We start from the raw sequence: 26,054 nt of genomic DNA on the forward strand, positions 1-26,054 counted from the left end.
GGACGCGCGCTCCACCAGAGGCCGTTCCGGCCGTGAGAGGCCGGGCGCCGTCGTTGCGGAGGGTGACCGTCTCCGCCACGGTCATGCGGAAGCCGGCGTCGCAACTGCCTGCATCCGGGCGTATGGGTTGGCCGCGTACGTGGCCGCCGGCCCGTCGTGCCGAGGTGGGGATCGTCGGCGAGGTGGCGGGCCTGCCACGGGCCGGCCTGTGTGGCGGTCACGGACATGGGGAACGCGCCGCTCCAACGGCTGGTGCCCACGATGAGGCGTCGGCGGCCTGCAGGCCGGCGTGGGGTGGCCGGCCTGCAGGTGGGGGCTCGGTCAGTTGATGGGTTCGAGGACTTCGAGGCCGAGGTGGCGTTGGAGGGCCTTGGGGACTCGGACGGAGCCGTCGGGTTGCTGGTGGTTCTCGAGGATGGCGACGATCCAGCGGGTGGTGGCGAGGGTGCCGTTGAGGGTGGCGACCGGGCGGGGCTTGCCGGAGTCGTCGCGGTGGCGGACCGACAGGCGGCGGGCCTGGAACTCGGTGCAGTTGGAGGTCGAGGTGAGCTCGCGGTAGGCGTTCTGGGTGGGGACCCATGCCTCGCAGTCGTACTTGCGGGCGGCGCTGGAGCCCAGGTCGCCGGCGGCCACGTCGATGACGCGGTAGGGGAGCTCGACCTTGTTGAGCATCTCCTTCTCCCACTCCAGGAGCCGGAGGTGCTCGGCGTGGGAGTCCTCCGGGGCGCAGTAGGAGAACATCTCGACCTTGTCGAACTGGTGGACCCGGATGATGCCGCGGGTGTCCTTGCCGTAGGAGCCGGCCTCGCGGCGGAAGCAGGACGACCAGCCCACGTAGCGTCGAGGGAGATCGGTGATGATCTCGTTCATGTGGTAGGCGGCCAGCGGGACCTCCGAGGTGCCCACCAGGTAGAGGTCGTCGGCGGGGAGCTGGTAGACCTCCGAGGCGTGGGCGCCGAGGAAGCCGGTGCCCTCCATCGCCTCGGGCTTGACCAGGACCGGCGGGTACATGGGCACGAAGCCCGCCTCGATGGCCTGCTCCATGGCCAGGTTGAGCAGGGCGAGCTGGAGCCGTGCGCCGACGCCGGTGAGGTAGAAGAAGCGGGCGCCGGAGACCTTGGCGCCGCGCTCCATGTCGATGGCGCCGAGCCGCTCGCCCAGCTCCAAGTGGTCGCGGGGCTCGAAGTCGAAGACCGGGGCCTCCCCGACGTGCTCCAGGACCACGAAGTCCTGCTCGCCGCCGGGCGGCACGCCGTCCTCGATGATGTTGGGCACCGTCTTGAGGACGCCGTCGAGCTCGCCCTCCAGCGCATCGGCCTCGGCCTCGGCCGCCTTGACCTGGGCCGCCAGCTCCTTGGCCCGGTCGAGCAGGGCCTGCCGCTCGTCGCCCTGGGCCTTGGAGACCGACTTGCCGAAGCTCTTCTGCTCGGCTCGCAACCGCTCGAAGCGCGACAGCGCCGAGCGACGCCGCTCGTCCAGGTCGACCAGCCGGTCGACGACGGCCTCGTCCTCCCCGCGGGCGCGCTGCGAGGCGCGAAGCCGCTCGGGATCCTCTCGAAGAGCTCGCAGGTCAATCACAGACCTGAGGCTACCGGTCCGTTCCCCTCACTCGCCGCCGGATATCGCCCCTGTGGAAAACCATCGATCGTCCGTTCCCTAGCGACCCGCCGGCCGTGCACCCGAGGCCAGGAGCGCGTGCGCGGGCACGGTCGCGGTCCCGTCCGGGCGGGCGTACTCGGCGATCCGCCGGTCGTACACGCGCTTGACCTCGGCGATCACCTCGGGGGTCTGCCGCGTGAGGATCACGCCGTTCGAGCCGACCCGCGCCATCGGGCCGGTCACCCACCACGTCTCCGGGTCGATGACGTGCTCCCAGCTCACCTCGCGCACGTCCCCGTGAACGACCCCGGCCTCCTCCAGCAGCCCGGCGAACCCCTCAGGGTTGCCGTACTCCACGAACGGCGTCTGCGGAACGTCGTCGGGCCACTCGACCCCCACTTCGTCCATGGCCTCCTTGACGAGGGCCAGGATTCCGCTCCCCGGCATCACCCAACAGGTCAGCGCCAGTCGCCCCCCGGGGCGCAGGACCCGCAGCAGCTCACGTACGGAGGCGACGGGCTCACCCACATGGTTGATGACGAAGTTGCCCACCACCGCGTCGAACGACGCGTCCTCGTAGGGCAGCTCGGGCAACACCGCGACGCGCACATCCGCCTTGGGAACGTTGGCTGCGGCGGTCTCCGCCATCCCCGGCTCGGCGTCCACCGCGCACACCTCGGCACCACGCAGTACGGCTTCCGCCGCGACCACCCCGGGCCCCGTCCCCACGTCCAATACCCGCGTACCGGCGACGGCCCCTGCCGCATCCAGCAGGGGCCCCACCGTATAGGCGGTCAGGTTCGCGAACCCGTCCGCGTAGGCCGCCGCGCGACCGTCCCACAACTCACGCTCATATACGTCAAAGGCGTTCACCACGCCCCCACCGTACGGCCCTCAACGCCCCGAAGGACCGGACCGGGTGGGTCGATCCCGTGCTGACGGCCGCGACGCCGGTCATCGGACGTCGACGTAGTCGGCGGAACTCGTCGTCGGCGTGTAGAAGGGGCCGCCCGTGAAGGCCACCCGCCACGAACCGTCCCGTGTGGCGGTGAATCGCTTGCCGAGGCGGCCACGGGCGTCCGTGCCGGCCGTCCCCATGGCACGCCAGGTCTTCGTGCCCTTCGCCTGGAAGTAGACGGTCACCCGCCGGTCGCGCAGCCCGTGCCAGACACCGTCCAGGGCCCTCCACTGAAGGGTCCCCTGGACCAGGAGGGCACGCCCCCGGGTGATGGGCTCGGGGAACGCGTTGAGGCCGGTGACCCGCGTCTTGTCCTTCACGTTCACGAGGCCGCTCGTGACGGTCTCGGGCAGAGTGTGGTGGTCGGGGAGCGAGACCGCCCGAATCCTCCAGTGCCCGTTGTACCGGGCCGGCGCGGACAGGTCGAACGCGGAGTTGTTGCTCTCCGTCGGCCCCTCATCGACGGTCACCCAATTCTGACCGTCACGCGAGAACTCCAGGCGTACCCGAGCGTCATGCACCGTGTGGCCCCAAGACTGCTTCTGGGAGACGAGCCGGCCGCTCACGGAGACGCGGTCACCGCGGGCGACCACGGCGGGCCATGGGGAGACCTGCTGGAAACGGGTCCGCAGATGCACGTCCGGGGTGGGGTTCGCCACGGCGTGCGCCGCCTCGAGGGCTTCGGCACGGGTGGCCCTCTCCAGGGTCGCCGTGACGGCACAACGATCGGTGAGCTTGTGATCGACGCGGAAGGTCCCGTCCGCGGCGGGGCGAACATACGTGCTGGTTCCGCACCGCACCTGAATGCGCCGCGTGGTGATGGGCAGCCACTCGCCGCTCCGGTGCTGCCACTCGGCCTTCCCGGTGACGGTGATCACGTCCCCCGGGAACACGGTGCCCTGCGGAGTCGCTTCGACGGACAGCCGTGTCGGCACCGTGCCGTTCACGGTGACCATAACGCCGCGTATGGCGTAGGCGTGGTCATAAGGGTCGGTGCGCCTGGCCGAGTACTTGACGCCCACCGGAAAGGAGCGATGCGCGTAGTACACATGCTCGAAGCGTCCATCGGGCCCTGTCGTGATGGGATCGTCGAGCGCTTCGTAGTGGAGACGCACGATGGCGCCGTGAGCCCCTTGGACCTGCCCGTCGGCGTCCTTGTAGAAGAGGCGCCCACGAACGGTGACCCGAGGGTCGCCGGCGTCCACCGTGGTGGGCGTCACCTGAAGCGGCTCGAACCACGTCGCCGGCCTGAGGTTGCCGGACACCATGGGGACCTCGGCCGAGTCACCGGCGCGGAATCTGATGGAGACGCTCGCCCGGGAGTTCAGCTCCTGCCTTACGGGCGCGGCGCTCTGCCATTTTTGAACATACGGCCAATCGGTTTGCCGTGTCGTGCTCACCAGCGTGAAGTCGGCGACCGTCGCGTACGGTGCCTCACCCTCCACGGCCAAGCCGACGTTGACCGACGCCACGGGCCGCTCGGAGTACGTGTGGACGACGAGCGGGCCGTTCAGCGTTCTCAGGTTGTCGACCGTCGCGCGGAGGCGCTCGGCCGCGAACGCGTGCGGAGAGGACAGCCCCAGCACCGCCAGCGCCAGTGCCAGCGCCAGTGGGATGACCGGCGACGACCATTTCTTGATCATCTGAAGATGATGACACGAGCGTTGATCACCTCATGCGCGAAGTGGTCGTTCTGGCCTTAAAAGGTCAGGCGTGACCGGGCGCCCCGATCCTCGGTGAGGACCGGGGCGCCCGGTCCCGTTCAGCGGACGTCGACGTAGTCCCCCGGGGTCGTGGCCGGGTGGTGGCGCGCACCGCCCGCGTAGTGGACCCGCCAGGTGCCGTCCTGCGACGCCCGGATCGATGCCCTGAAGCCGCAGCCCGAGAGCAGCTTGGTCCGGGCGACGATGCGCCAGACCTTCGAGCCGCTCGGCCGGAACTGGATCTGCACGCCGGAGTCCCTGTAGGCCGGCTGCCACTGCGTGGTCTCGTACTTCTCCAGGCAGCCCGAGACGGTCAGTTGAGCGCCACGGCGGACCGGCTCCGGACCGGCGTCGAAGCTGGTGATGCGGGTCGGGTACTTGGTCTTGTAGGTGAGGTGCTCCACGACGGAGTTGACGGGGGCGTGCCGATCGTCGGCCGCGGGCACGTAGCGGGCGGCCCAGGTCCCCCCCACATCCTCGATCGGTGCCTGGATGCGGTACCTGCCCTCAGCGTCCGTCGTCGCCTCCAAAGAGGTGATGACGCGGCCGTTGTAGGGGTTGATGCGGTACACCCCGAGGCGCCGGCCGCCCAGGTTCTCCCAGAGGCCGCGCGCGTTCACCACCTGGAGGCGACCCGACACCGTCGAGGTGCGGCTGTAGGTGTCGATCGCCGGTGTCACGTGGACGGAGACCCTCGTGGGGCTGGGGTCGTTCGTGCCGGGAAGCGGCCGCGTGGGGACGACGGAGGTCCAGGTGGAGCCCTCGTCTCGATAGGTGGTGGACGTGGGCGACACCCGCTTCGGGCTGCTCGTGAAGGGGCCCACCAGGCGCCAGAAACCGCGCGCCGGGACCGTGCCCTGGAGGGTGAAGGTACCGTCGATCCGAGTCGTCGGCAGTCCCACGGTGGTGGCGGGCGTCCACTTCTTGCCGTCGAAGGAGTGCATGAGGATGGGGTTCGCCTCCACCATGCTCCGCTCGCCGGTGTCCGACAAACGCACCAGACGACCCCGGATGGTCAGTGCGACCCGGGTGCCGGCCTTCTTTCCGGCGGCCCTGAACCCTTTGATGCGCGCCGCGTGGCCTGGCTGATACCAGGGGGACGAGTCGGTGGCCGGTCGGTGCCCGTTCGTCTCGTCGCCCGCGAAGGTCGCCTGCAGTTCGCCCTGGGCCGGAGCGGAGAACGGAATGCTGAACCAACCGTCGCGGCCGGACCGGGCGTAGCCCACCAGTGCCCGCCGATGAGTCCCCTTGAACCAGAGGGTCACCTTCCCGCCGGGCAGGGCGGACCAGGTGTCGCTGTCCGGGTCGTGCTTCTGCAGTAGTCCGACGGCGTTGACCCGCTGACCCTGAACGCGCGGTGCGGGGGACAGCCCGACGGAGACGCGGGTCGTGATCTCGGGCTCGTCGGCGGGGTCGGCCCATGCCCCACCCGCCATTGGGGAGATCACGAGGGCCATGGACAAGAGAACGGTCGGGGCGTATCGACGCAATGTGAACCCCTCGGTAGATGATCAAGAAGAGGGGGCCAGTATGGTCTGGTCACGCAATTCGGGCAATGCCATAGGACGATATCGGCCATGTGGGAAACCCCGGTAAACCGGTCGTCCCCGCCGGACGTCTTATGGCGCGCATTACGAGCCCGGCGCACCGGGCGCGTACGACTCCCGGGATCTCAGGCGTGGTCGCCGCGGAGGGCGGACAGCCAGGCCGCGGCCTCGGTGAAGTCGGCGTCGTGGGTGCCCCGGCGGATCTCCGGCCGGACGCGGTCGGCGCGGGCGTAGGAGCCCAGGTAGCGGACCTCCGCGCAGATCCGGCGCAGCCCCATGAGGGCCTCGCCGACGCGGGCGTCGGAGACGTGGCCCTCGAAGTCCATCCAGAACAGGTACGACCCCAGACCCGTGCCGGTGGGCCGGGACTGGATCAGCGTCAGGTTGATGCCGCGCATGGAGAACTCGTTCAGGATCTCCAGCAGCGCGCCCGGGTGGTCCTCGCCGATGAAGGCGACCACGGTGGTGCGGTCCATGCCGGTGGGGGCGGGCGGGGCGCAGGGGCGGCGCAGCACCACGAACCGGGTGACCGCCTCGGCCACGTCGTGGATGTCCTCGGCCAGCACCGACAACCCGTAGCGGGCGGCGGCGAACGAGCCGGCCAGGGCCGCGTCGTAGTGGCCGTCGGCGACGTGCTGGGCGGCCTCGGCGTTGGAGGTGGCGGCCCGCCACTCGGCGTCCGGCACGTGCGCGGCCAGCCAGCGGCGGCACTGCGGCTGGGCGTGCGGGTGGGAGGCCACGGTCTTGATGTCCTCGTACCGGGTGCCCGGCCGCACCAGGAGCGCGAACGACACCGGCAGGTGCACCTCGGCGACGATCTGCAGCGGCTGGCCGGTGGCCAACTCGTCCAGCGTGGTGGGGACCGAGCCCTCGACCGAGTTCTCCAATGCGACCACCGCGGCCTCCACGTCCCCGCGCCGCAGGGCGTCCAGGGCGGCGGGAACGGTGGCGTACGGCAGGTGCTCGGCGCCCTCCGCCTCGGGGACGGAGCGCAGCGCGGCTTCGGTGAACGTGCCCTGGGGGCCGAGGTACGCGTAACGCATAGGTGGGGCTCCTCCGCCGAGGCGAGGAGCGCACGGCGGCCGGGTGAAGGAACGGGATCAGCCCGAGTCTACGCGGCCCACAAAGCCGCCGTGGCTCAGGCGTGGGCGGAGGAGGACGGGGTGTTGCCGCCGAAGTCGGGGAGCGGGTCGTCCATGCTGACCGCCGGCCCCTTGCCGAGGCGGGCGCCGCGGAGGGCCTGGTCCTCCTCGGGGGACAGCACCTCCAGACTGCGGCCGTCGCGGACCACCTTGGCGTACGTGCGGGTCTCGGTACGGCCGTTGATGGAGCTGATCACCACTCCGTCGCCGATCGAGTTGAGCAGCGCCAGGGAGAAGGAGCGGCGACCCGCCATCTCCTTGAGCGCGTCGTAGTGGACGACCGCGATGTCACGCAGCGCCTGGTTGTCGACGGTGCCGTCGAGGGCCTGGAGCTGACGGCGGAGCATCTCCGCGCACTCCTCGACGACCTGATTGACGCGGTTGTGGGCGACCACGGCGATGGACAGCCCGGCCACCCCGGCCACCATGCCGGCCAAGGCCACTGCGACAAGCATCACGAAGCGAGCGTATCCGCGCTGACCTGGTCCGGAGAAGGACCACATTGGTCACGATGTGCCATGAGCCGGTTGACCAACCACACACCGAGAAGCAGGACGAGCGCGACCGCCATCAGTCCGAAGGCGTCCTGGACGATTCGGCCGGTGAGACGCTCGATCGCGCTGTGGCCCTCCCCGATCCACCGCGTCCCCATCCACGGGATCCGGAAGGCGAAGAAGACGCCGATACCGGCGGCGACCAGGCATCTTCGCGTGTCGCGCCCATCTCCGACCAGAGCCCCGAGAACAAGGACGACCCAGACGAGATGGTGCACCCAGCCGATCGGTGACAGCAGTACCGAAAGCAGCCCGGCGATCGCGATGCCCGCCATCTCCGCGCTGTACGCGCCGGGCCCGTTCCGCCGGCCGCCGTCGAGCAGGTCGGAGGTCAGCGAGGCGCGACGGGCCAGCCGGAAGCCGACGTACGCCACCGCCGCGACGGCGGCGAGCCACACCAGGGTCGTCACGGCGTCCGGCCAGTAGAGCCGCAGCAGCATCCCGTTGAGCGACTGGTTGGTGGTGGCGTTGTTGGCGCCCGCGCGGTCGCTGCTCATCACCGCGTCGAACCAGAAGTCCAGCGAGTCCCCCGGCAGCACCATGAACGAGGCCAGCGTCGCCGCCGCCGCGGTCAGGACGGCGTTCCCGGCCGCCTCGCGCCTGCCGGTGATCAGGAAGTAGATCAGGAAGACGCCCGGCACCAGCTTGATCGCCGTCGCGAGCCCGACCAGCAGCCCCCGCGGCCAGCGGGGGTTCGGCGTCGCGCAGTCGGCCACGCACAGGGCCATCAGGAACAGCCCGACCTGCCCGAACCGGGCCTGGTCCTGCACCGGCTGAAGGTACGCCAGCACGCCCACGAGGACCCCCAGGGCGATCGGGGCGTACCGACCGACCCGGCGGAGCAGCGGCCGGAAGCCGTACCAGACGCACACGGCCAGCGCGAGGTAGATCGCGGCCACCCACAGGACCTGGACCGTCCCCCAGGGCAGCAGCGCCAGCGGCACCGCCAGCAGGGCGGCGAACGGCGGGTAGGTGAACGGCAGCAGTTGCGGCGGCTCGGTGAGGAACGCGTAGACGGGAGCCCCCCGCAGCACGGCGTCGCCGCCCGCCCGGTACACGTCGATGTCGACGAGCCGCTGGTCGGGGGGATTCGTGAGCCAGTGCACGGCGATGGGCGCGACCGCCGCCACGGCGATCACCACCCCCGCCAGAAGGATCACGAAATCGGCCGGTGACCACCTCTTTCGGTCTTCGGCCCGCTCGCTGGTTCGTCCACCCATGTACACATCCTGGCCTAACCGTCCCACTAGCCTGGGTCGGAACGGACGATGGAGGTGCCCAGGTGGCGCAGCGGGGGGCGACACCCTTCGGAGGCATGGCCGCGGTTCTCGTGGCCGTCATGCTCACGCTCATCGCGTTGCCGGCGACCCTGCGCGGCGACCGGGCGGAGGCCTCCGTCGCGGCACCCGGGGGGCGCGTGGTGCTGGTGGGGATTCCCGGCCTGCGCTGGAGCGACCTCGACGAACGTCGTACGCCCACCCTCTGGAGGCTGACCGGTGAAGCGTCCGCGGGGGCCCTCAGCGTGCGGACGACCCGGGTGAACACCTGTCCCACGGACGGCTGGTTGACCGTGTCGGCCGGGCAGCGGGCCCGGTTCGCCAACGGGGACTGCGCGCTGCCCCCCATTCCCACGACGTCGGGTACGTCGGCGACGGCCCCGGGCTGGGTGGAGATCAGGCAGGACAACGCCGGCACCAACTACGAGGCCCGCACCGGTCTGCTCGGCGACACCGTTCACCGGTCGCGCGGCTGCACCATGGCGGTCGGCGAGGGCGCGGTGCTCGGGGCGGCCGACGCGAGCGGACGGGTCGACGTGTACGCGCCGTCGCCCGACAAGGTGCCCCCGGGCGGCTGGTCGCGGTGCGTGCTGACGACGGTGGAGCTGGACGACGTCCACCGCGCGCAGATCACCACCGGCGTGGACGCCGCGGGCGCGCAGATCCCGGTGAGCCGCAAGAACCGGGAGGCCGCGGCCACGGCGGCCGACCGGCAGCTCGCACAGGTCGTCGCGGCGTTGCCCCGAGGAGCGACCCTGCTGGTCGCCGGTCTCTCCGACTCGGGCTCGGTGCCTCACCTGCACGTCGCCCTGGCCAAGGGCGCGGGCTTCGGCCACGGTCGCCTCACCTCGAACGCCACCCGGCAGCCCGGCATCGTCACCCTGACCGACCTGACGGCGACCGCGCTGGACGTCATGGGCATGGCGCAGCCCGACGACGCCGTGGGATCGGTGTGGAAGACCGAGCCGACGAAGGCGTCGGCGGCGACCACGGTCCACGATCTGGACGACGAGGACGTGGCCGCCCAGGCGATCCGGCGGGTGCAGCCCGCGTTCTTCATCGTCCTGTTCGGCGGGCAGCTCGTGCTGTACGGGCTGGCCACGGTGGCGTTGCGCCGCCGCTGGGGCGACGGAGACCGGGTGCGCGGCCGGATCCTGGCGGCGACGCGGACGATCGCGCTGGTCGGGGCGGCGGCGCCGGTGGCCTCGTTCCTGGCGAACCTGCTGCCCTGGTGGCGTTCGGAGCATCCGCTGCCGGCGTTGATCGGCAGTGTGGTGCTGTGGATCGGTGTGATCACCGTGCTCGCCCTCGTGGGCCCCTGGCGGCGTTCGCTGGTCGGCGCGGGGTTGGTGATCTCGGGTGTGACGGCGCTGGTGCTGGGCCTGGACGTGATGACCGGGTCGGCGCTCCAGCTCAACGCCCTCATGGGGTACACGGCCCTGGTCGCGGGCCGGTTCTACGGGTTCGGCAACCAGGCGTTCGCGCTGTTCGCGGTGGCGGCGCTGCTGACGGCGGCGTGGGCGGCCGAGCGTCCGCTGCGGGCCGGGCGGGAGCGCACGGCGGTCGCCCTGGTCGCGGCGGTCGCGGTGGCGGCGGTGGCGATCGACGGGTGGCCCGCGTGGGGCAGCGACTTCGGCGGGGTGATCGCGATGGTCCCGGCGTTCGCCGTGCTGGGGCTGCTGATCGCGGGCCGTCGGGTGTCGCCGGTGCGGCTGGGGGTGTTCTGCGCCGCCGGGGCGGTGCTGGTGCTCGGCATCTCGTTCGCCGACTCGCTGCGCGCCGACCCGTCCCATCTGGGCCGCTTCTGGGACGACCTGCTGAACGGCGAGGCGTGGGGCATCATCGCCCGCAAGGCGGGGGCGATGCTGCGGAGCCTGGGCTACTGGCCGTTCACGGTCGCGGTGGTCGCGGCGCTGTGCTTCCTCTACTACGTGCTGGCCCAGCCGTTGCAGTGGCGGGCCGCGCTGCTCGACCGCGCCTACCATCACAGCCGCACGCTGCGGCCCGCGCTGCTGTCGGCCCTCACGCTGGCGATCGCCGGGATGCTGGTGAACGACTCGGGCGTGGTGATCCCCGCCATCGCGTTCAGCCTGGCGATCCCGCTCACGCTGGCGGCGAGCGTACGGGCTCAGGAGCTGGACGAACACGGGGGCGACGCAGGCACGTCACCGCCAGCCACACCAGCAACCCCGTCAGCAGCCACGGGACCAGGGTCGCCCGCACCCCCGTGACCAGCCAGTTCAGGTCATCGGGCAGGCCGATGAGCAGCGGGTCGCGGGCGGGCAGATAGGCCAGGCTCAGCACGGCGGTGTGCGCCAGCAGCGCCCCGTCGAACCGGGAGAGCGGCAGCAGCACCAGCACCGCCCAGCCGAGCCCGTCGTACCAGGGCAGGGTGTAGGTCGCGGCCAGCAGCCACGCCAGCGCCAGGGCCGCCGCGACGGTGACACCCTCGGAGACGTCCGGGGCGCGCGTCGAGTCGCGGGGCAGGGCGCGCACCAGCAGCCAGATCAGCGCCGCCAGCAGCACGAGACTGCCGATCCGGATGACGATCCGGTGCTGGTTGACACCCATGGCCGCGTCCAGCAGATGCCAGGGGCTCGACAGCGACACCGAGTTGGCGGCCCGTCTGACCTGGTCGAACGCATGGGGCCCGGCGAGGGCGAAGGAGATCACGGCGACCGCCCCGGACGCGCCGAACAGGGCCGCCGCCCGACCGACGCGGCGTTCGCGCAGCATCGTCCAGGCCGGCCCGCCGCCGACCAGCGCCGCCGGGAACTTGATCGCGGCGGCGACCCCCAGCAGGGCCCCCGACACCAGCGCCCTCGGCACGGGCCGGGAGATCCGGATGAACACGGCCAGCGCGGCCACCGCCGCCAGGATCGACAGGGCGTCGTTGTGGGCGCCCCCGACCAGGTGGAACAGCATCAGCGGATTCAACGCCCACAGCAGCGCCACGCGGAGCCGCCCCTGCGGGCTGCGGCACACCCGGTAAAGGATCAGGCCCGTGAGCACGAACGCGAGCGCGTTGGTGATCGACAGCACCAGCACCGTGATCCGCAGCGAGTCGCCGCCGACCCACGAGGCGAACGCCTCCTGCGCCGTGGCGATCGGCCCGTACACCGACGGCGTGTGCCGCCACTCCTCGGCCGCGCCCGCGACCGGATCGCCGGGCATGTCGATCGCCTTGGTGGCGTACGGGTCGTGGCCCGTGACGGCCATCCGCCCGTACGCCGCGTAGTTGAGGTGGTCGGTCGAGCCGACGGGGGGCATCATCGCGAACGCCGCCGCCACCAGCAGACCGGCCGCCATCAGGGGCTTCGCGGAGCAGAGCCACCCCCGCCGCACCGCGAGCAGGCACAGCCCGAGCCCGGACGCGCCCAGCAGGATCCCCAGGACGACCAGGCCGATCGCCAGACGCAGCGGGACCTCGACGTCCAGGGAGTAGGGCAACGCCTCCGTGCCGGGCAGGAACGGCTGCGTCGCCGACGGCCCGAGCAGCGCCGTGAGCAGGAAGCAGGCCAGCGAGGCGCTCGTCAGGGCGAGCCCGGCCAGGCCCAGGATGCGGGGTCGTGACGGGGCGCCTGCGGCGGGGCCGTCCGTCCGGACGGAGTCCAGGGAGGTCACCTGCGACGGCAGGCGAGCCGGGCCACGACCACGGGCTCCCGCGCGACCAGCGCCCTGCCGACGTCGCGGAACTGCCGGGCGCGGTGGACCTGGGCCCGCCAGTCGGTGCCGGTGGCCCGGTGGGCGAGCGGCACCCCGACCTCCAGGACGCGGAAGCCCGCCCTCAGCAGATCGATGGTGAGCCCCGTCTCCACGCCGAACCCGGCGGCCAACGGCAGGCCCGTGTCGAACGCCGCCCGGGTCAGGCAGCGCTGCCCGTTGAGGGGCTGGGTCGCCTCCCAGCCGGTGGCGCGGCGGATGCCGTCCCGCGACAGCCGCACCACGAGGCCGTGCCCGCCGAGCTTGACCGTGGTGGTGAACGCGGCGATGGTCATATCGGCCTCGCCGCGCCGCACCGGCTCGATCAGCGGGGCCGCCCCGCTCGCGGTGTCGCCCAGGTCGGCGTCGAGGAACAGCAGGTGGCGGGGGGTGTCACGGCCCTCGTCCAGCAGTCGGACGGCCTCCGCGCCGGTCTCCATCGCCGCGCCCTTGCCCCGGTTGCGGCTGTGCCGCACCACCCTGGCCCCGGCCTCGGCAGCGACCGCCCCGGTGCGGTCGGACGAGCCGTCGTCCACGACGATGACGAGGCCGACGCCGGGCAGTTCGCAGGCGGCCTTGACGGTGGCCGCGATCCGGTCGCCCTCGTCCTTGGCGGGGATGACGACCGCCACGTCCCCGTCGGGTCGTTCCTGTGACTGCATGCGGTCGATCGTAGTGCGGGTCGCGGGAACGTCCCCGCCGTTCGACGCGAGCGTCCCGGGCGGGCGTTCCGGACGGACGTCGGTCAGCGCGGGCCGGCGGCCGGCACGCCGTCGGTGATGGTGAACACGGTGTCCAGCCCGGTGACCTGGAAGATCCGCCGGACCGACGGGCGGGGCCCGGCCAGCTCGAAGCTGCCGCCCCGATCGTTGAGCCGCTTCATCGCGCCCAGCAGCACGTTCATCCCGGTGGAGTCGCAGAACTCCACGCCGCTCAGGTCGACCACCACGCTGACCGCCCGGTCGTGCAGCACGGTCGCCAGAGCGGTCTGCAGGCGCGGCGCGGTGTACAGGTCGAGCTCGCCGGTCGCGGTGACGACGGCGTGACCTTCCTGAGACGAAGTTGAGACGTTTAGCTCCACGAGCCGCACACTATCCCCCCGGCACCCGCCGTGACCAGGGAGTTGACAGGACCCGTGCGGCGGGCCGGTCGCCGTCCGTCGTCGTCCGGCGCCGCAATGCGCCCACTTCGGCGCCGGCGCCCGGTTCCGGAACGTTCCCAGGCCCGGTGAACTGCGGAATTCGCCCTCGGTCCGGCGGTCCGTGCGGGATGCTGTCCGGGTGCAGCAACGGCCCAGCCAGTCGGGAGGCGACCCACGCCGGGAGCGCCTTCGTGAGCGCCTGGAGGCGATCCGGGCCCGGTCGGAGAAGTCCGCTTCGTGGAACTCCTCCAGCCAGTACCTGTCGCGCCTGATCAACCGCGAGGGCTTCGTCCCGATCACGGCGCGGCTCTCCCGCGCGGACCTGGCCTTCCTCAGTGGCGCCCGCGACGAGGTCCTCGCCTTCGCCGAACTCGCCCTCCGCCTCGTCGAGCTGCACCAACCCCAGGACGCCGGCGGCATCACCAGCGACCCCGACCACCCCATCCAGCGCTGCCGCGCCTGCATGTGGCGCTGGCCCTGCCCCACCTTCCGCACCATCGACGAGTCCCTGGGCCGCTAGCCGACCGCCGCCCGCCGAGGCGGTGACGAACGTGCGCCGCTACAGGGCCAGCGGCAGACGGATGACGAAACGGCAGCCGGGGCCCTCGTTCGCCACCCCGATCTCGCCCTCGTGGGCCTCCACGATGCCCCGGGCGATCGCCAGCCCCAGACCGGCGCCCCCGCCGCCCGGCGTCCGCGCCGCCTCGCCCCGGAACGCCACGTCGAACACGCGCGGCAGATCGTCCTCGGGGATGCCCCCGCACGCGTCGGACACCGTCACGCAGGCCATGCCGTCCTCGACCGCCCCGACGACCTCGATCGTGCCGTCGCTCGGCGTGTGCCTGATCGCGTTCACCACCAGGTTGCGCAGCGCCCGCCCCAGCTCCCCGGCGTCCACCTCCAGCGGCATGCCCGCGCCGGCCTCGCCGCGCAGCCGGACGCCCTTGGCCCGCGCGAGCGGCTCCGTTCCCGCGATGGTCTCCGCGACCAGGTCGTCCAGACCGACCCGTCGCCGGTACAGGCGCAGCGCGCCCGCGTGGATCCGGGACAGCTCGAACAGGTCGTCCACCATCCCGGTCAGCCGGTCGGTCTCCACGCGGATCCGGCCGTGGTAGTCGCGGACGGTCTCCGGGTCGGCGACCACCTCGTCCTCCAGCGCCTCCGCCATCGCCCGCAGACCCGCCAGCGGCGTCCGCAGATCGTGGCTGACCCAGGCGACCAGCTCCCGGCGGCTCGCCTCCAGCGCCTGCTCGCGCTCGTGCGCCTGCGCCAGCCGACCGTACGCCGCGTCCAGCTCGCGGGCCAGCTCCGCCAGCTCGGCCGGCAGCCGTACGCCCGGCGGACGGTACGGGTCGGCGCGGACGGCGTCCACCAGCACCCGGTTGGCCGCGACGAGCCGCCGCCCGAGCAGCGCCGAGACGCCCATCGCCACCGCGCCGGCGGCCGTCACCACGGCCAGCGCCACGGAACGGTCGTGCTCGTCCAGGTACATCATCAGCGTGATCACCACGATGCCGGACACGGTGGCCAGCACCGTCGCCGCGCCGACCACGACGAGCTGGGTGGCGACCGACCGGCCGCGCAGCAGGTGCAGCAGCACCAGCCCGACCACCGCGACCACGGACGCGGCCAGCGCCGCGTACCAGGCCACCCACAGCAGCTCCTCGAACGGGATCACGGCGCTCCGTCGTCCTCCGGCTCGTACCGATAGCCCACGCCCCACACCGTCACGATCCGGCGGGGCGCGGTCGGATCGTTCTCGATCTTCTCCCGCAGCCGGCGGACGTGGACGGTGACCGTGGACGAGTCGCCGAAGGACCAGCCCCACACGCGTTCGAGCAGCTCGTCGCGGGTGAAGGCGCGTCGGGGATGCCGCATCAGGTACGCCAGGAGGTCGAACTCGCGGGCGGTCAGGCTCAGCTTCTCGCCCGCCAACTCCGCCTCGTGGGCCCCCAGGTCCACCCGCAGGTCCCCGTCGTCGACGCGCCCCGGCCCCCGGCCCGCCGGAGCCGACCCGCCCTTGGCGCGACGCAGCACCGACCGCACCCGCAGCGCCAACTCGCGAGGGCTGAACGGCTTGGTGACGTAGTCGTCCGCGCCCAGCTCGAGACCGACCAGCCGATCGGTCTCCTCCCCCAACGCGGTCAGCATCACCACCGGGACCGCCGACGCCTCCCGCAGTCGTCTGCACACCTCGAGGCCGTTGATCCCCGGCAGCATCAGGTCCAGCACCACCAGGTCCGGCGGCCGGGCCGCCGCCGCACCGAGCGCCTCCCGCCCGTCGGCCACGCACTCGACCTCGTGCCCGTCCCGGACGAGGTAGCGCATGACCACCTCGGCCACGGTCGGGTCATCGTCCACGACCAGGATTCGCCCGGTGATCTCGTCGCCCACACTCACACCGTAGGCGCGCCGGCTCATCGGAGGCGAGCGCGAACGCCCGCCGTAAGGGACTCCTCATGTCCGAGCCGCCGCCGCACCCGCGTCATCGGGTGCGCCCGGTCAGCCGGTGGTGCCGCCCATGTCGGCGTCCCACCAGGTGGGGGCGTTGCGGTCCGGGTCGATGGAGTTGCTGCCGTCGAGGATGATCCGGCTGACCAGGTCGGGGTCGTCGCCCATCGGGACGTGGCCGCAGCGGGGCAGGTCGAAGTGCCGCGCGTCCGGCATCCGCTTACGGGCCACCCGGGCCTGGTATGGCGGCAGGACCATGTCCCGGCGCGACCAGGCGATGGTGACCGGGACGTCCGAGGGAATGGAGTCGCGGAACGGGGCGCCGACGGTGATGAACCGCAACATGGTGAGGCGCGCGCGGAGCAGTGCGCGATAGTCGCCGAGGGCCAGTTCCGGATCGGCCTTGGTCGGCGAGTTGTAGATCCAGAAGAAGAGCAGCGCCCGACCCGCCTTGGTCGCCGTCAGCTTCTTGGCGAACGGGCTCAGCACGGTGCCGACACCCATCACCCCGCCGAAAAGGCCCAAGGTGTAGGCGAAGTCCGCGTAGGAATACCAGAATCCGCCCGGGGAAAGGGCGGTGACGCTACGGGCCGCGCCGAGCGAGGCCAATTTGAGCCCGAACAGGCCGCCGATCGAGTTGCCCGCGATATGCGGTCGGTCCAGGCCGGCCTGCTGGAAAAAGGTCAGCAGTTCGTCCACGACGGTCTCGGACGGGGACCGACCCCTGGCCAGCTTGGGCGACTCGCCGTGCCCCGGCAGGTCCACCAGGATCAGTTCACGGTGCCGGGAGAGTCGATCCACGACCGGATACCAGGCTTGGCGTCGGTGCGCGATTCCGTGCAGCAATACCAGGGGCTCACCGGCTCCGACCCGCTCATAAGCCAGCATGTCTTCCTCCCACTGGTGTCCGCTGTAGAGCAGCGTCCCTGAAAGTCAGAGGAGGGGGAAACCACGCCGGTGCGCCAAATGCCGGATCCCTTTAGCACTCTGTTGACAATTTTCCTACCGGTGGGTAGCCCGTGATTCGCGTCGCAGGGTGACCGGGCCGCTACCTGCGGGGAAGGCGAGGGGCCCGGGCCTCGCCGGATGGCGGTCGGACAAGGGCTCCGCGACCGATCACTGCGCCGAGGGGAAAGTCCATGACCGCTCGGCCCACCGCCGGTCCTGCCGGTCCTGCCGGTCCGCCCGCAGGGTCCGCTCTCGGTGATCGGCACCCTCGCCTGCCGTCGGCGACGGAGGGCCGACTCATCGCCCGGGCCGCCGTCGGTCGGCGTGACGGCTTGAGGTGATCGCGGTGGGATCGCTTTATCCCGCCTTTCGGACCGTGTTGATCAGGTGGTCGTCGACATCCCCGACCGATCCCGGACTTCCCAACCCTCTGGAGGTACCCGATGAGCCGCATCGCCCGGACGGTGGTCGTCGTCGGAGTGATGGCGTCCGCCTTCGCGGCCGCTCCCGCGCCCGCGCTCACCTCGGCCGGAGCCGGAGCCGGAGCCGGTGGGGTGCCGCCCGATCCGGCGCCCGGTGGGTTGCAGCGGCCCTACGAGCCGGACGTCGACGTGACCCGGAACATCGACACCCTGGACGTCACGGCGACAAAGGGGGCGGGGCGGAGCGTGACCTTGGTGTTCGACCGGCGGAGCCGTGCCGCCACGGGGGACGTGCCGGCGGGGGCCCGCCGCTTCGTGTTCCTGTTCGACCGGTCGATTCGCTTCCGCCCCGACGCGTTCCCCACCTGTGACCGTACGGTCATCGAGGCGCGGGGTACGGACGCCTGCCCGCCAGGGTCCCGGATCGGCGGCGGTCGGGCCGAATTCCCCGGGGGGCGGGCGCAGGACGTGCTCGCCTTCAACACCCGGATCGGGGAACGCCCCGGTGTGTTGGTCGTCATCCCCGGTGCGGGGACGCTCCTGGAGCAGACGTTGGAACGCGTCGCCGACCCCTATCGCGGGGACTACCGGTGGGCCTTGGACGAGATCCTCCCCGTCACCTCCGTGCCGCCCCAGAACCGGGTGGGCACCACCCGCTTCCAACTGTCGTTCGGTGCGACGCGCGTCCATCACGGCCGCACGGTCGGCTTCGCGGAGACCACCGCCCGTCCGGGTGCGACGCTGCGTTTCGGCCTGTGGAGCGAGTTCGTGTCGGGCCAGGTCATCGTGCCCACCGACCGGTCGCGGCTGACCGGCTGACCGCGATGAGGCCCTCCCGGGTGCCCTGAGGTCGGCGGCGTCCCGGGGGGCGCCGTGTTTGGGCGGTGTCACGCCATGGCCTCCATGACGGTCTCGGTGACGTGTTCGACCATGTCGATGCCCGAGGCCATGGAGGAATGGCGGTCGGAGAGGACGGCGATCAGGTAGTCGTGGTCGCCGTCGATGCGGCCGATGCTGTTGATGATCCAGCGGCCTCCGTCCGTGGAACGGGGGAGCCAGCCGTTCTTGAGGGCGATGTCGTCGCGGGGAGCCGTGCCGGCGCTGACGCCCCACGCCTGGGTCGCGTCGACCGAGCGCATGAGGTCGAGCGCGTGGCGGCGGCTGCGTTCGTTGAGCGGGCCTTCGTCGGAGGTGAGCGCGTTCAGCAGACGGAGTTGGTCGCGTGCGCTGGTGCGGGTCAGGCCCCAACTGGCGCTGGTCGCGGTGGTCTCGCGCAGGCCGAGCGATCGGTTGGCGCGCGTCAGCCCGGGGGCGCCGCCGATGGCGGACCACAGCGCGTCGGCGGCGGCGTTGTCGCTGTGCACGATCATGCGGTCGGCCAGGCTCTCCTCGGTGGAGGTGAGCCGCCGGTCCTGGCGTTGGGCCTGGAGCAACAGGGCCGCGAGGATGTCGACCTTGACGATGCTCGCCGTGGTGAATCGCCGCTGCGAGCCGTAGGTGTACGAGACCCCGGTGGTCAGGTCGCGGATCGCGACCGACAGGCGCGCGTCGCCCCGTACCGCCTTGTCGATGGCCTGGGCGAGTGCGCGGCGGTCGAGCTGCGGGGATGCCGGGGTGTCGGGGGCGGGGTCGGTGGTGCTCGGGGTGGGGGCGGAGGCGACGGCGTCGCTGGGTGTGGGGTCCGGGAGGGCGCTGACCCGCTCCACGGCCGGGGTGTTGATCCTGATCAGGCTCGTCATGATCAGGAACACCGCCCCGAGCAGCGTGAGCCGGTAGGGCAGCCGCCACCTCGACCTCGTGGATGGGCCGGGAGGGTCCGACTCGGCATTGGTCCTCCTCGGGTCGGTGCACGGGCTCGTGCGTGCCTCGATGTCCGGTGTACCCGGGCTCGGCGCGCGTTCGGCGTCGGGGCCGGTGTTCGTGCTCGGGTCGCGGCGCGATCGTGTGTCCGGACTGGTGGGGGATCTCATGGGTTCGCGCGGGACTCGGGGCCGTGGCCCGATGGGCGGGGGACGGGCGCGCCGGTGGGTCCGTCGACGGGCGGGTCGTTCGGCCCCGAGGGCGCGTCGTTCGTTCGAACCGTTCGCATGGCACGACGGTGGCGGTCGGAACTGAAGACGAGCGGCAAGCGGCCTGAAAACCGGCTGAGGATCGATCATGGACCGTTCCGGGGCGGTTGTTTCCGTCCTGGCCTGGTGTTTCCTGGAAAAGAGTGATGCCAGGCGCACGCAGGGTCGGTAGGTTTGGACTCGATCGAGGAGAACGCCCGCTTCGGCGGGATTCAGGGAGAGCTCGCGGGTGCCGGCGAGGGAGCGAATCTCATGATCATGAAATGTGGGGGGCCGCCGCGGCGGCCGGGAGGGCGTCCGATCCGGGGCGTTCCAGGGTCTATCACTTGACTGACAAGGTGCGGTCGGCGACTTTGCTCTCTGATCACAACAGCCAGAGGCGTCACGCGGGTCATACTCATGTCCCAGCCCAACGCTGTCCCGCTGCAGGTCCCTGACTGGTCCACGGTGACCGGTCCGGTCGCCGTGTCCTAGAGTTATGCGCCACGCTGTGCGGGAGGTTTGGTGCCCTTCTATCCACCTCGGGATCGATCTGACGACATCCGGCTGTCGGACACGCTTCGCGCGGGACATCCGGGTGCGCCCACCTTCGTGAACGACGCCTACGGCCCCCGGCTGCACGGCTACGCGGAGGCACTGCTCGGGGATCGGGAGTCGGCCGTCGAGGCGGTCCGCGCCGCGGTGCGGGGGACGCGTGACAAGGCGGACGAGGTCCCGGACGCCACACGTCTCCGAGCCTGGTTGTACGCGCTCGTCCGGTCGGAGTGCCTGGACCGGCTCGAGGCCGGCGAGGCCCCGCCGCTCCTGCCGTCGCCCCGGCACGAGGAGGAGCCCGAGGCCGGCCGTGCGGGCTTCCGTTTCGAGTTGGACGCGCTGGGCGAGCTGGAGCGCGAGGCCGCCGAACTCGTCATCGACCACGGCCTCGGCACCGCCGAGGTGGCCGAGGTCCTCGGCGTCTCCCCCGAACGGGCCGCGGAGCTGCAGGGACGCGTGAAGATCACGTTCTCGCCGCCGCTCACCTCCCGGACCCGCGAGGCCCAGGACCGGGACGAGCCCGCGGACCGCCCCGCACCCAACGTCATCAAGGGCCCGTGGGCGAGGAAGGACTCGGACGACCTCGCCGACGCCGCGGAGCCCGATCCCGTCGAGGTCGACGAACGACGCGCCGCAGTCGGGGAGAACACGCGGTCCGATGGTCGAGCGGGGGACGACCGGTACGCCGACGACCACGGGGTCGTAGACCGCGCAGCCGGGGCCCGCCACGCCGATGGCGGCGGAGCCGTGGGCCACGAGGCCGACGACCGGGAGGCCGCAGGCCGCGGAGTCGCAGACCGCGCAGCCGACGGTCGCTACGCCGATGGGCGCGGGGCCGTGGGCCGCGGGGCCGACGATCACTCGGCCGACGGCCGCGACGCCGACGCCCGCGCAGCCGGTGACCACGACCACGAAGGAGCGGCACGCGGAGCCGCGGACCAGGGCGCCGACGGCCGCCCGGCCCACGACCGCGCAGCCCGGCGCCGCGCGGCCCGCGGTCGTGGAGCCGGCGGTCGGGAGGCTGCGGACCGGGAAGGCGACCGCGACGCCGGTGACTGGGAGGCCGTGGACCGCGACGCCGATCGCCGGGTCGCCGCCGTCGCCGCGATGCCCGGGGCGAAGCGAGGGTCCCGGATCGGGGCCGGGGAGGGCCTTCGCAAGGCCACCGGACGCGTGCAGGAGCGCCGCCGCCGAGGCTCGAAGCCGCCGGCGGCGGAACCCGTCCTCGGGCGTCAGGAGACCTCGGGCGCGACCCTGGGGCGGCGTGGGCGGCGGACCGAGGCCGGGGCTGCGCTGTTCGCGGCCACCGGGCTGGTCGTCTTCGTCATCCTGCTCGTCATGTCGGAGCCGCCCGAAGGCGACGACCCCGTTCGCAAGCCGCCGCTGGCGGCCCCCGGGTACAACGCCGTGCTGCCCCCGGCGGACGCGGGTCGACCGTCATCGTCCCCGTCCGCGCGGCCGTCGGCCACCAAGACGCCGCAGAGCCCGCGTGAACGATCGCCCGAAGGGCGGCCGTCCCGCCCCCGTCAGCCGGAGCCGCCGACTCCTCGGCGTCCCAGGCAGGAGACCGGTCCCGGCAGGCTGGCGATCAGCGACTCCGACTGTCAGCGGGTGACCGCTCCGGTCAGCCGGACCTGCCATGTGCGGCTCACCGCGGTGGGCGGGTACGTCCGCTGGGCGGTCTCCTCGGTCAACTCCGGGATCGCCCGCGTGTCCGCCCGTGGCAGCGGGCTGTTGAGCGCGGGCAGCTCGGTGACCGTGACCGTGACCGTCCGGCCGACCGTGCCCTGCTACGCCCGCGGGCAGGGGGCGGGCAGCGTGCGGTTCGCACCCGGGGGCACCGCCAGCGTCACGTACACCTGCTGGTGAGCCCGGGCGGCCGGGTGTCGACGACGTCATGCCCCAGGGGGATGACGTTGATCGGCGCGCCGGCTACCGTGGCGGCATGGGTCGAATACTGCTGAAGGGCGCGGGGATCGGGCTGGCCGTCTGGTTGGTCTTCTCGGTGATCGGCGCGGTCCTGTCGACGTTGAAGATGTTCTTCTTCATCGGTCTGGTGGCGGCGGCGGTGATGCTGGTCGTCACGCTGGTGGCGAAGTCGGGCGGGCGACGCTGACGCGCCCCCTTGTGTGAGATTGATCGCATATCGCAGGATGGGCTTCCGAACGCCGCCGCCGGCGAAAGGGACGTTCATGCAGGCTCTGACCGATGTGCTCCGTCAACGCGCGCAGGCCGCCCCCGAGACCGTCGCGTACCACTACGGTGACCGCGAGATCACCTATCGCGAGCTGGACGAACGGGTCGACCGGGCCGCCGCGGCGCTGCACGCCGCCGGAGTGGGGGCCGGGGACCGGGTCGCGATCCTCGACAAGAACTCCATCGAGTACGTCGAGCAGCTCTTCGGCGCGGCCCGCATCGGGGCCGTTCAGGTGCCGGTCAACTATCGGCTCGCGCCGTCCGAGGTCGCCTACATCGTCGACAACGCCCGCGCCAAGGTGGTGATCGTCGGCTCCGAGTTCGTCCCCGTGCTGGACGCCATCGCCGGGGACCTCGTCCACACCACCCATCAGGTGGTGATCGACGGCGAGGGAACGGCGGAGCCGCGTCTCGACTACGCGCGCTGGGTCGCCGCGTACGAGCCCGTTCCGCCGCCGCACGACGTCGACACCTCCGACGTCTTCGTCCAGCTCTACTCCTCGGGCACCACCGGGCTGCCCAAGGGCGTGATGCTCACCCACGACAACTTCCTGTCGATGCTGCCGAACACCGGCGAGCTGTGGGGCATCGACGAGGACGCCCGGCTGATGGTCGCGATGCCGATGTACCACATCGCGGGCAACGCGCTCAGCGTCGCGGTCGTGTTCGACGGCGTCACCGGGGTCATCTCCCGCGAGCCCGACCCGCTCGGCATCGCCCAGGACATCGAACGCCACCGGGTCACGCACATCTTCCTGGTGCCGGTGCTGCTGCTGTTCTGGCAGAACATGCCGCAGGTCGCCGAGTGCGACCTGTCGAGCCTGCGGCTGCTGCTGTACGGGGCGTCCCCGATCAGTCGGGAGGTGCTGACCGGCGCCATGAAGCTGTTGCCCACCACGGCGTTCCGCCAGGTGTACGGGCTGACCGAGACCACCGGCGCGATCACGTCGCTGCCGCCGGAGGACCACGACCCGGACGGCCCCCACCCCCGCAGGCTCGCCAGCGCCGGGCTCCCCGGCGACGGCACCGACCTCCGGATCGCCGACCCCGCCACGCTGGAGCCGGTGCCGACGGGCCGGGTCGGCGAGATCCTGGTGCGGTCCCCGCAGAACATGAAGGGCTACTGGGACCTGCCCGACGCGACCGCCGCCGCGCTGCTGGAGGACGGCTGGTTTCGTACGGGGGACGCGGGCTACCTGGACGAGGACGGCTACCTCTACATCCACGACCGGGTCAAGGACATGATCATCTCGGGCGGGGAGAACATCTACCCCGCCGAGGTGGAGAACGTCCTGATGGGCCACCCCGAGGTCGCCGACTGCGCGGTCATCAGCGTGCCCAGCGAGCTGTGGGGCGAGACCCCCAAGGCCATCGTGGTGAAGTCCGGCGAGGTCACCGAGCAGCAGATCATCGACCACTGCCGCGAACGCCTGGCCCACTTCAAGTGCCCCACCTCGGTGGACTTCGTCGACGCCATTCCGCGCAACCTCACCGGCAAGGTCCTCAAACGCGAGCTGCGCCTCCCCTACTGGGAGGGCCACGAACGCGCCGTCCACTGACCCACGCTCGACGTCGGGCTCAGACGCGGCGGACGACGACGCGGCCGGCGTCGCCGCCGGAGGCGAGAAGGGTGCCGTCGGCGGAGAACCGGGACGTCTTGGTACGGCCCGTCCAGCCGATGTCCCGGCGTTCCTCGGCGAACGCGGGGAGGGGCTCGCGGGTGGCGACGTCCACCAGATGGATCTCCGCCCCGTACGCCTCCTTGAGCATCGTTCCGACGACCAGGGTGCGACCGTCGGCGGACAGGTCGAGGAAGTCGGTGACGCTCCGATGGGGCGGGAGCATCTCCAGCACCACGTCGCCGTGCGCGGTCGTGGCGGGGTCGGACAACGCGCTGTAGCGCTCGCGCATCTTCTTGTCGCGCGCCTTCTCCCAGGTCCGCCAAGGGTCTTGGTCGTCGCCGATGTCGGTGACCGTCTCGCGGGGACGCCCACCCTCCCGCCATGCGGTGCGAACGAGTCGCCTGCCGTCCAGGACGACCCGGTAGTACCTGGGCGGGGAGTGGTCGAGCGACGACAGCGTCACATCGAGATGCGTCATGCGCCCGGAACATACCCCTCGGCACCGACGAAAGGGCCGCCCCCGCGAGAGGGCGGCCCTTGGCGCAGGGTCAGACGGTCTCCTTCACCGCGCCGGCCCCCACCTTGCGGGAGCGCAGGGTGACGGCCGCCAGGCCCGCACCGGCCAGGGCGACGACCGCCGCCCCGAGGAACGCCGCCTGGAACCCGGCGGTCAGCGCGGACGGGTCGCCGAGCCGGTCCGCGCCCTGGGAGGTGGCGAGGGCGGTCATCGCGGCCAGTCCCACGGCCGAGCCGATCTGGTAGGTGGTGTTGACGATGCCGGACGCGAGTCCGCCCTGCTCCGGGGCGACCCGGCCGATGGCGGCCATCATGGCCGGGATGAACACCAGCGCCATGCCGACCGCCGACACCAGCGAGCCGGGCAGCACGTCGGTGACGAAGCTCCCGCTCGGGGAGACCGCCGACAGCAGCGCCAACCCTCCGCCGAGCACGACCAGGCCCGTGACGATCAGCGGCTTGGTGCCGTACCGGGCGATGAGCCGTCCGGTCACGCCCACCATCAGCAGCATCATCAGCGCGGTCATCGGAACGAGCGCCGCGCCGCTCGGGAACGCCCCGTAGCCCAGGACCTGCTGCAGGTACAGGTTGAGGAAGTACCACATCGGGATCCACGCGGCCCCCAGCAGGGTCATGGCCACGTTGGCGGCGGCCAGGTCGGGAGTGCGCCACACGGACAGCGGCATCAGCGGGCCGCGCACCACCCGCTGCAGACCGACGAACGCGGCCAGCAGTAGGGCGGCCCCCGCCAGTTGCAGCACGGTGGCGGTCGAGCCCCAGCCCCGTTCGGGGGCCTGCACGATCGCGTACACCGCCAGGGCGAGCCCGCCGGTCACGGCGGCGGCGCCCGCCAGGTCGAGCCCGCCGCGACGTCCGGGCACCGCGGGCAGCAACGCCGGCACCAGGGCGAGGGTGAGCAGCCCGATCGGCACGTAGATGACGAACACCCACGGCCAGCTCAGCCATTCGGTGATCACGCCGCCGAGGAACACTCCGGCGGTGCCGCCCGCCGGGGCCGCCGCCCCGTAGAAGGCCAGCGCCTTGGGCAGCTCCCTCGGTCGCCCGGCGAACAGCACCATGAGCAGCGTCATCGAGGCGGGGGCGATCAGCGCCGCGCCGACGCCCTGGACGGCGCGGCCGACGATCTCGGTGGTGGCGCCGCCCGCCGCCGCCGCGACGACCGAGCCCACGATGAGGACGGCCCATCCGGCGGTGAAGACCCGGCGGGCGCCGAGCAGGTCCGACAGTCGGCCGCCGAGGAGCAGCAGGCCGCCGAACGCGACGACGTAGGCGTTGAACACCCACTGCAGGCCGCCCTGGCTGAAGCCCAGGTCGCGCTGCATCTCGGGCAGGGTGACGCCGATGATCGAGGTGTCCATGATGACCATGAACTGGGCGGCGGCGAGCACGGCGAGCGCCTGCCACCGCCGCGGGTCGGGTCGGGTGTCGGGAGAGGACATGGGGGTGCTCCCTTCGCACAGATACCCCAGGGGGGTAAGTTCGCCACGGAACGTACCATACCCCCCTGGGGTGTCAAGTTCGCACGCCGCGGCCGGTCCGCCGGGCCGGCCGGATGCGGCCTCGATCGGGAGGTTTGCAGGTCACGGCGACCTCCCCCGAGACCCGTGACGAGATGTCGATCAGAGCGCTGACGAGCGGGGCCCGGGACCGCC

At 72.0% G+C, this 26,054-nt stretch carries 21 protein-coding genes and 1 pseudogene; 6 read left to right on the top strand and 16 right to left on the bottom strand.

Annotation, left to right across the window (positions count from 1 at the left end):
* Nucleotides 1–321: 321 nt before the first annotated feature.
* The 7 genes from serS to DFJ69_RS14500 form a co-directional block, all read right to left on the bottom strand.
* Nucleotides 322–1,578, bottom strand: a complete 1,257-nt coding sequence (serS, locus tag DFJ69_RS14470; protein WP_116022971.1) for a serine--tRNA ligase — start codon at nt 1,576–1,578, stop codon at nt 322–324.
* A gap of 78 nt (nt 1,579–1,656) precedes the next feature.
* Complete coding sequence (locus DFJ69_RS14475) at nt 1,657–2,475, bottom strand: class I SAM-dependent methyltransferase (protein WP_116022972.1); 819 nt, start codon at nt 2,473–2,475, stop codon at nt 1,657–1,659.
* A gap of 78 nt (nt 2,476–2,553) precedes the next feature.
* Complete coding sequence (locus DFJ69_RS14480; RefSeq protein WP_116022973.1) at nt 2,554–4,200, bottom strand: hypothetical protein; 1,647 nt, start codon at nt 4,198–4,200, stop codon at nt 2,554–2,556.
* 119 nt (nt 4,201–4,319) lie between these two features.
* On the bottom strand, nt 4,320–5,717 hold the full coding sequence (locus DFJ69_RS14485) for a hypothetical protein (RefSeq protein WP_170177654.1): 1,398 nt from the start codon (nt 5,715–5,717) through the stop codon (nt 4,320–4,322).
* 215 nt (nt 5,718–5,932) lie between these two features.
* Nucleotides 5,933–6,850 carry a prephenate dehydratase gene (gene pheA / locus DFJ69_RS14490; protein WP_116022975.1) on the bottom strand — a complete coding sequence of 306 codons (918 nt, stop codon included), beginning with the start codon at nt 6,848–6,850 and terminating at the stop codon, nt 5,933–5,935.
* A gap of 95 nt (nt 6,851–6,945) precedes the next feature.
* Nucleotides 6,946–7,404: a DUF4446 family protein gene (locus tag DFJ69_RS14495; protein WP_245974746.1), complete on the bottom strand. Its 459-nt coding sequence runs from the start codon at nt 7,402–7,404 to the stop codon at nt 6,946–6,948.
* A complete protein-coding gene (locus tag DFJ69_RS14500; RefSeq protein ID WP_245974369.1) occupies nt 7,404–8,663 on the bottom strand; it encodes a glycosyltransferase 87 family protein in 1,260 nt (419 codons plus the stop codon). Before DFJ69_RS14500 ends, DFJ69_RS14495 begins: the two co-directional genes overlap by 1 nt.
* 155 nt (nt 8,664–8,818) lie before the next feature.
* Between DFJ69_RS14500 and DFJ69_RS35525 the strand changes: the two genes are divergently transcribed.
* Complete coding sequence (locus tag DFJ69_RS35525; RefSeq protein ID WP_245974370.1) at nt 8,819–11,011, top strand: hypothetical protein; 2,193 nt, start codon at nt 8,819–8,821, stop codon at nt 11,009–11,011.
* A 415-nt stretch (nt 11,012–11,426) separates the two neighbouring features.
* Here the strand turns inward: DFJ69_RS35525 and mptB are convergent.
* From mptB to DFJ69_RS14520, 3 genes and pseudogenes are all read right to left on the bottom strand, one after another.
* A pseudogene (gene mptB, locus DFJ69_RS35530) lies at nt 11,427–12,404 on the bottom strand (polyprenol phosphomannose-dependent alpha 1,6 mannosyltransferase MptB); the annotation flags it as partial.
* Nucleotides 12,401–13,144, bottom strand: coding sequence for a glycosyltransferase family 2 protein (locus DFJ69_RS14515; RefSeq protein ID WP_116022979.1), 744 nt, complete (start codon nt 13,142–13,144; stop codon nt 12,401–12,403). The pseudogene mptB and the gene DFJ69_RS14515, both read right to left, overlap by 4 nt.
* A gap of 83 nt (nt 13,145–13,227) precedes the next feature.
* Nucleotides 13,228–13,563 (bottom strand): STAS domain-containing protein, encoded by a 336-nt coding sequence (locus DFJ69_RS14520; RefSeq protein WP_116026632.1) that lies wholly within the window; start codon nt 13,561–13,563, stop codon nt 13,228–13,230.
* Between the two features lie 199 nt (nt 13,564–13,762).
* Between DFJ69_RS14520 and DFJ69_RS14525 the strand changes: the two genes are divergently transcribed.
* Nucleotides 13,763–14,143 carry a hypothetical protein gene (locus DFJ69_RS14525; protein WP_116026633.1) on the top strand — a complete coding sequence of 127 codons (381 nt, stop codon included), beginning with the start codon at nt 13,763–13,765 and terminating at the stop codon, nt 14,141–14,143.
* 39 nt (nt 14,144–14,182) lie between these two features.
* On the opposite strand, the gene DFJ69_RS14530 is transcribed toward DFJ69_RS14525, so the two are convergent.
* From DFJ69_RS14530 to DFJ69_RS14540, 3 genes are all read right to left on the bottom strand, one after another.
* A complete protein-coding gene (locus DFJ69_RS14530; RefSeq protein WP_116022980.1) occupies nt 14,183–15,301 on the bottom strand; it encodes a sensor histidine kinase in 1,119 nt (372 codons plus the stop codon).
* Nucleotides 15,298–16,017 carry a response regulator transcription factor gene (locus tag DFJ69_RS14535; RefSeq protein WP_245974371.1) on the bottom strand — a complete coding sequence of 240 codons (720 nt, stop codon included), beginning with the start codon at nt 16,015–16,017 and terminating at the stop codon, nt 15,298–15,300. The genes DFJ69_RS14530 and DFJ69_RS14535 overlap by 4 nt, the downstream gene beginning before the upstream one ends.
* A 108-nt stretch (nt 16,018–16,125) precedes the next feature.
* The gene (locus DFJ69_RS14540; protein WP_116022982.1) at nt 16,126–16,962 is read right to left on the bottom strand and encodes an alpha/beta fold hydrolase; all 837 of its coding nucleotides are present in this window, start codon (nt 16,960–16,962) and stop codon (nt 16,126–16,128) included.
* Nucleotides 16,963–17,465: 503 nt separating this feature from the next.
* Here DFJ69_RS14540 and DFJ69_RS14545 point away from each other — a divergent pair.
* A complete protein-coding gene (locus DFJ69_RS14545; RefSeq protein WP_116022983.1) occupies nt 17,466–18,263 on the top strand; it encodes a hypothetical protein in 798 nt (265 codons plus the stop codon).
* Nucleotides 18,264–18,331: 68 nt separating this feature from the next.
* On the opposite strand, the gene DFJ69_RS14550 is transcribed toward DFJ69_RS14545, so the two are convergent.
* Nucleotides 18,332–19,183, bottom strand: coding sequence for a serine hydrolase (locus DFJ69_RS14550; RefSeq protein WP_116026634.1), 852 nt, complete (start codon nt 19,181–19,183; stop codon nt 18,332–18,334).
* Between the two features lie 921 nt (nt 19,184–20,104).
* On the opposite strand from DFJ69_RS14550, the gene DFJ69_RS14555 reads away from it, so the two are divergent.
* The 3 genes from DFJ69_RS14555 to DFJ69_RS14560 all read left to right on the top strand — a co-directional run bounded on the left by DFJ69_RS14555 (nt 20,105) and on the right by DFJ69_RS14560 (nt 23,802).
* The gene (locus DFJ69_RS14555) at nt 20,105–21,916 is read left to right on the top strand and encodes a hypothetical protein (protein ID WP_116022984.1); all 1,812 of its coding nucleotides are present in this window, start codon (nt 20,105–20,107) and stop codon (nt 21,914–21,916) included.
* A 76-nt stretch (nt 21,917–21,992) separates the two neighbouring features.
* Complete coding sequence (locus DFJ69_RS34295; RefSeq protein WP_170177655.1) at nt 21,993–22,163, top strand: hypothetical protein; 171 nt, start codon at nt 21,993–21,995, stop codon at nt 22,161–22,163.
* Nucleotides 22,164–22,239: 76 nt separating this feature from the next.
* Nucleotides 22,240–23,802 carry a long-chain-fatty-acid--CoA ligase gene (locus tag DFJ69_RS14560; protein WP_116022985.1) on the top strand — a complete coding sequence of 521 codons (1,563 nt, stop codon included), beginning with the start codon at nt 22,240–22,242 and terminating at the stop codon, nt 23,800–23,802.
* Nucleotides 23,803–23,821: 19 nt separating this feature from the next.
* Here the strand turns inward: DFJ69_RS14560 and DFJ69_RS14565 are convergent, their stop codons facing one another.
* Together DFJ69_RS14565 and DFJ69_RS14570 are read right to left on the bottom strand one after the other, a co-directional pair.
* Complete coding sequence (locus DFJ69_RS14565) at nt 23,822–24,343, bottom strand: WD40 repeat domain-containing protein (protein ID WP_116022986.1); 522 nt, start codon at nt 24,341–24,343, stop codon at nt 23,822–23,824.
* A gap of 70 nt (nt 24,344–24,413) precedes the next feature.
* The gene (locus DFJ69_RS14570; RefSeq protein ID WP_116022987.1) at nt 24,414–25,841 is read right to left on the bottom strand and encodes an MFS transporter; all 1,428 of its coding nucleotides are present in this window, start codon (nt 25,839–25,841) and stop codon (nt 24,414–24,416) included.
* Nucleotides 25,842–26,054: the final 213 nt, after the last annotated feature.

The sequence above is a fragment of the Thermomonospora umbrina genome, assembly GCF_003386555.1.
GTDB lineage: Bacteria > Actinomycetota > Actinomycetes > Streptosporangiales > Streptosporangiaceae > Thermomonospora > Thermomonospora umbrina.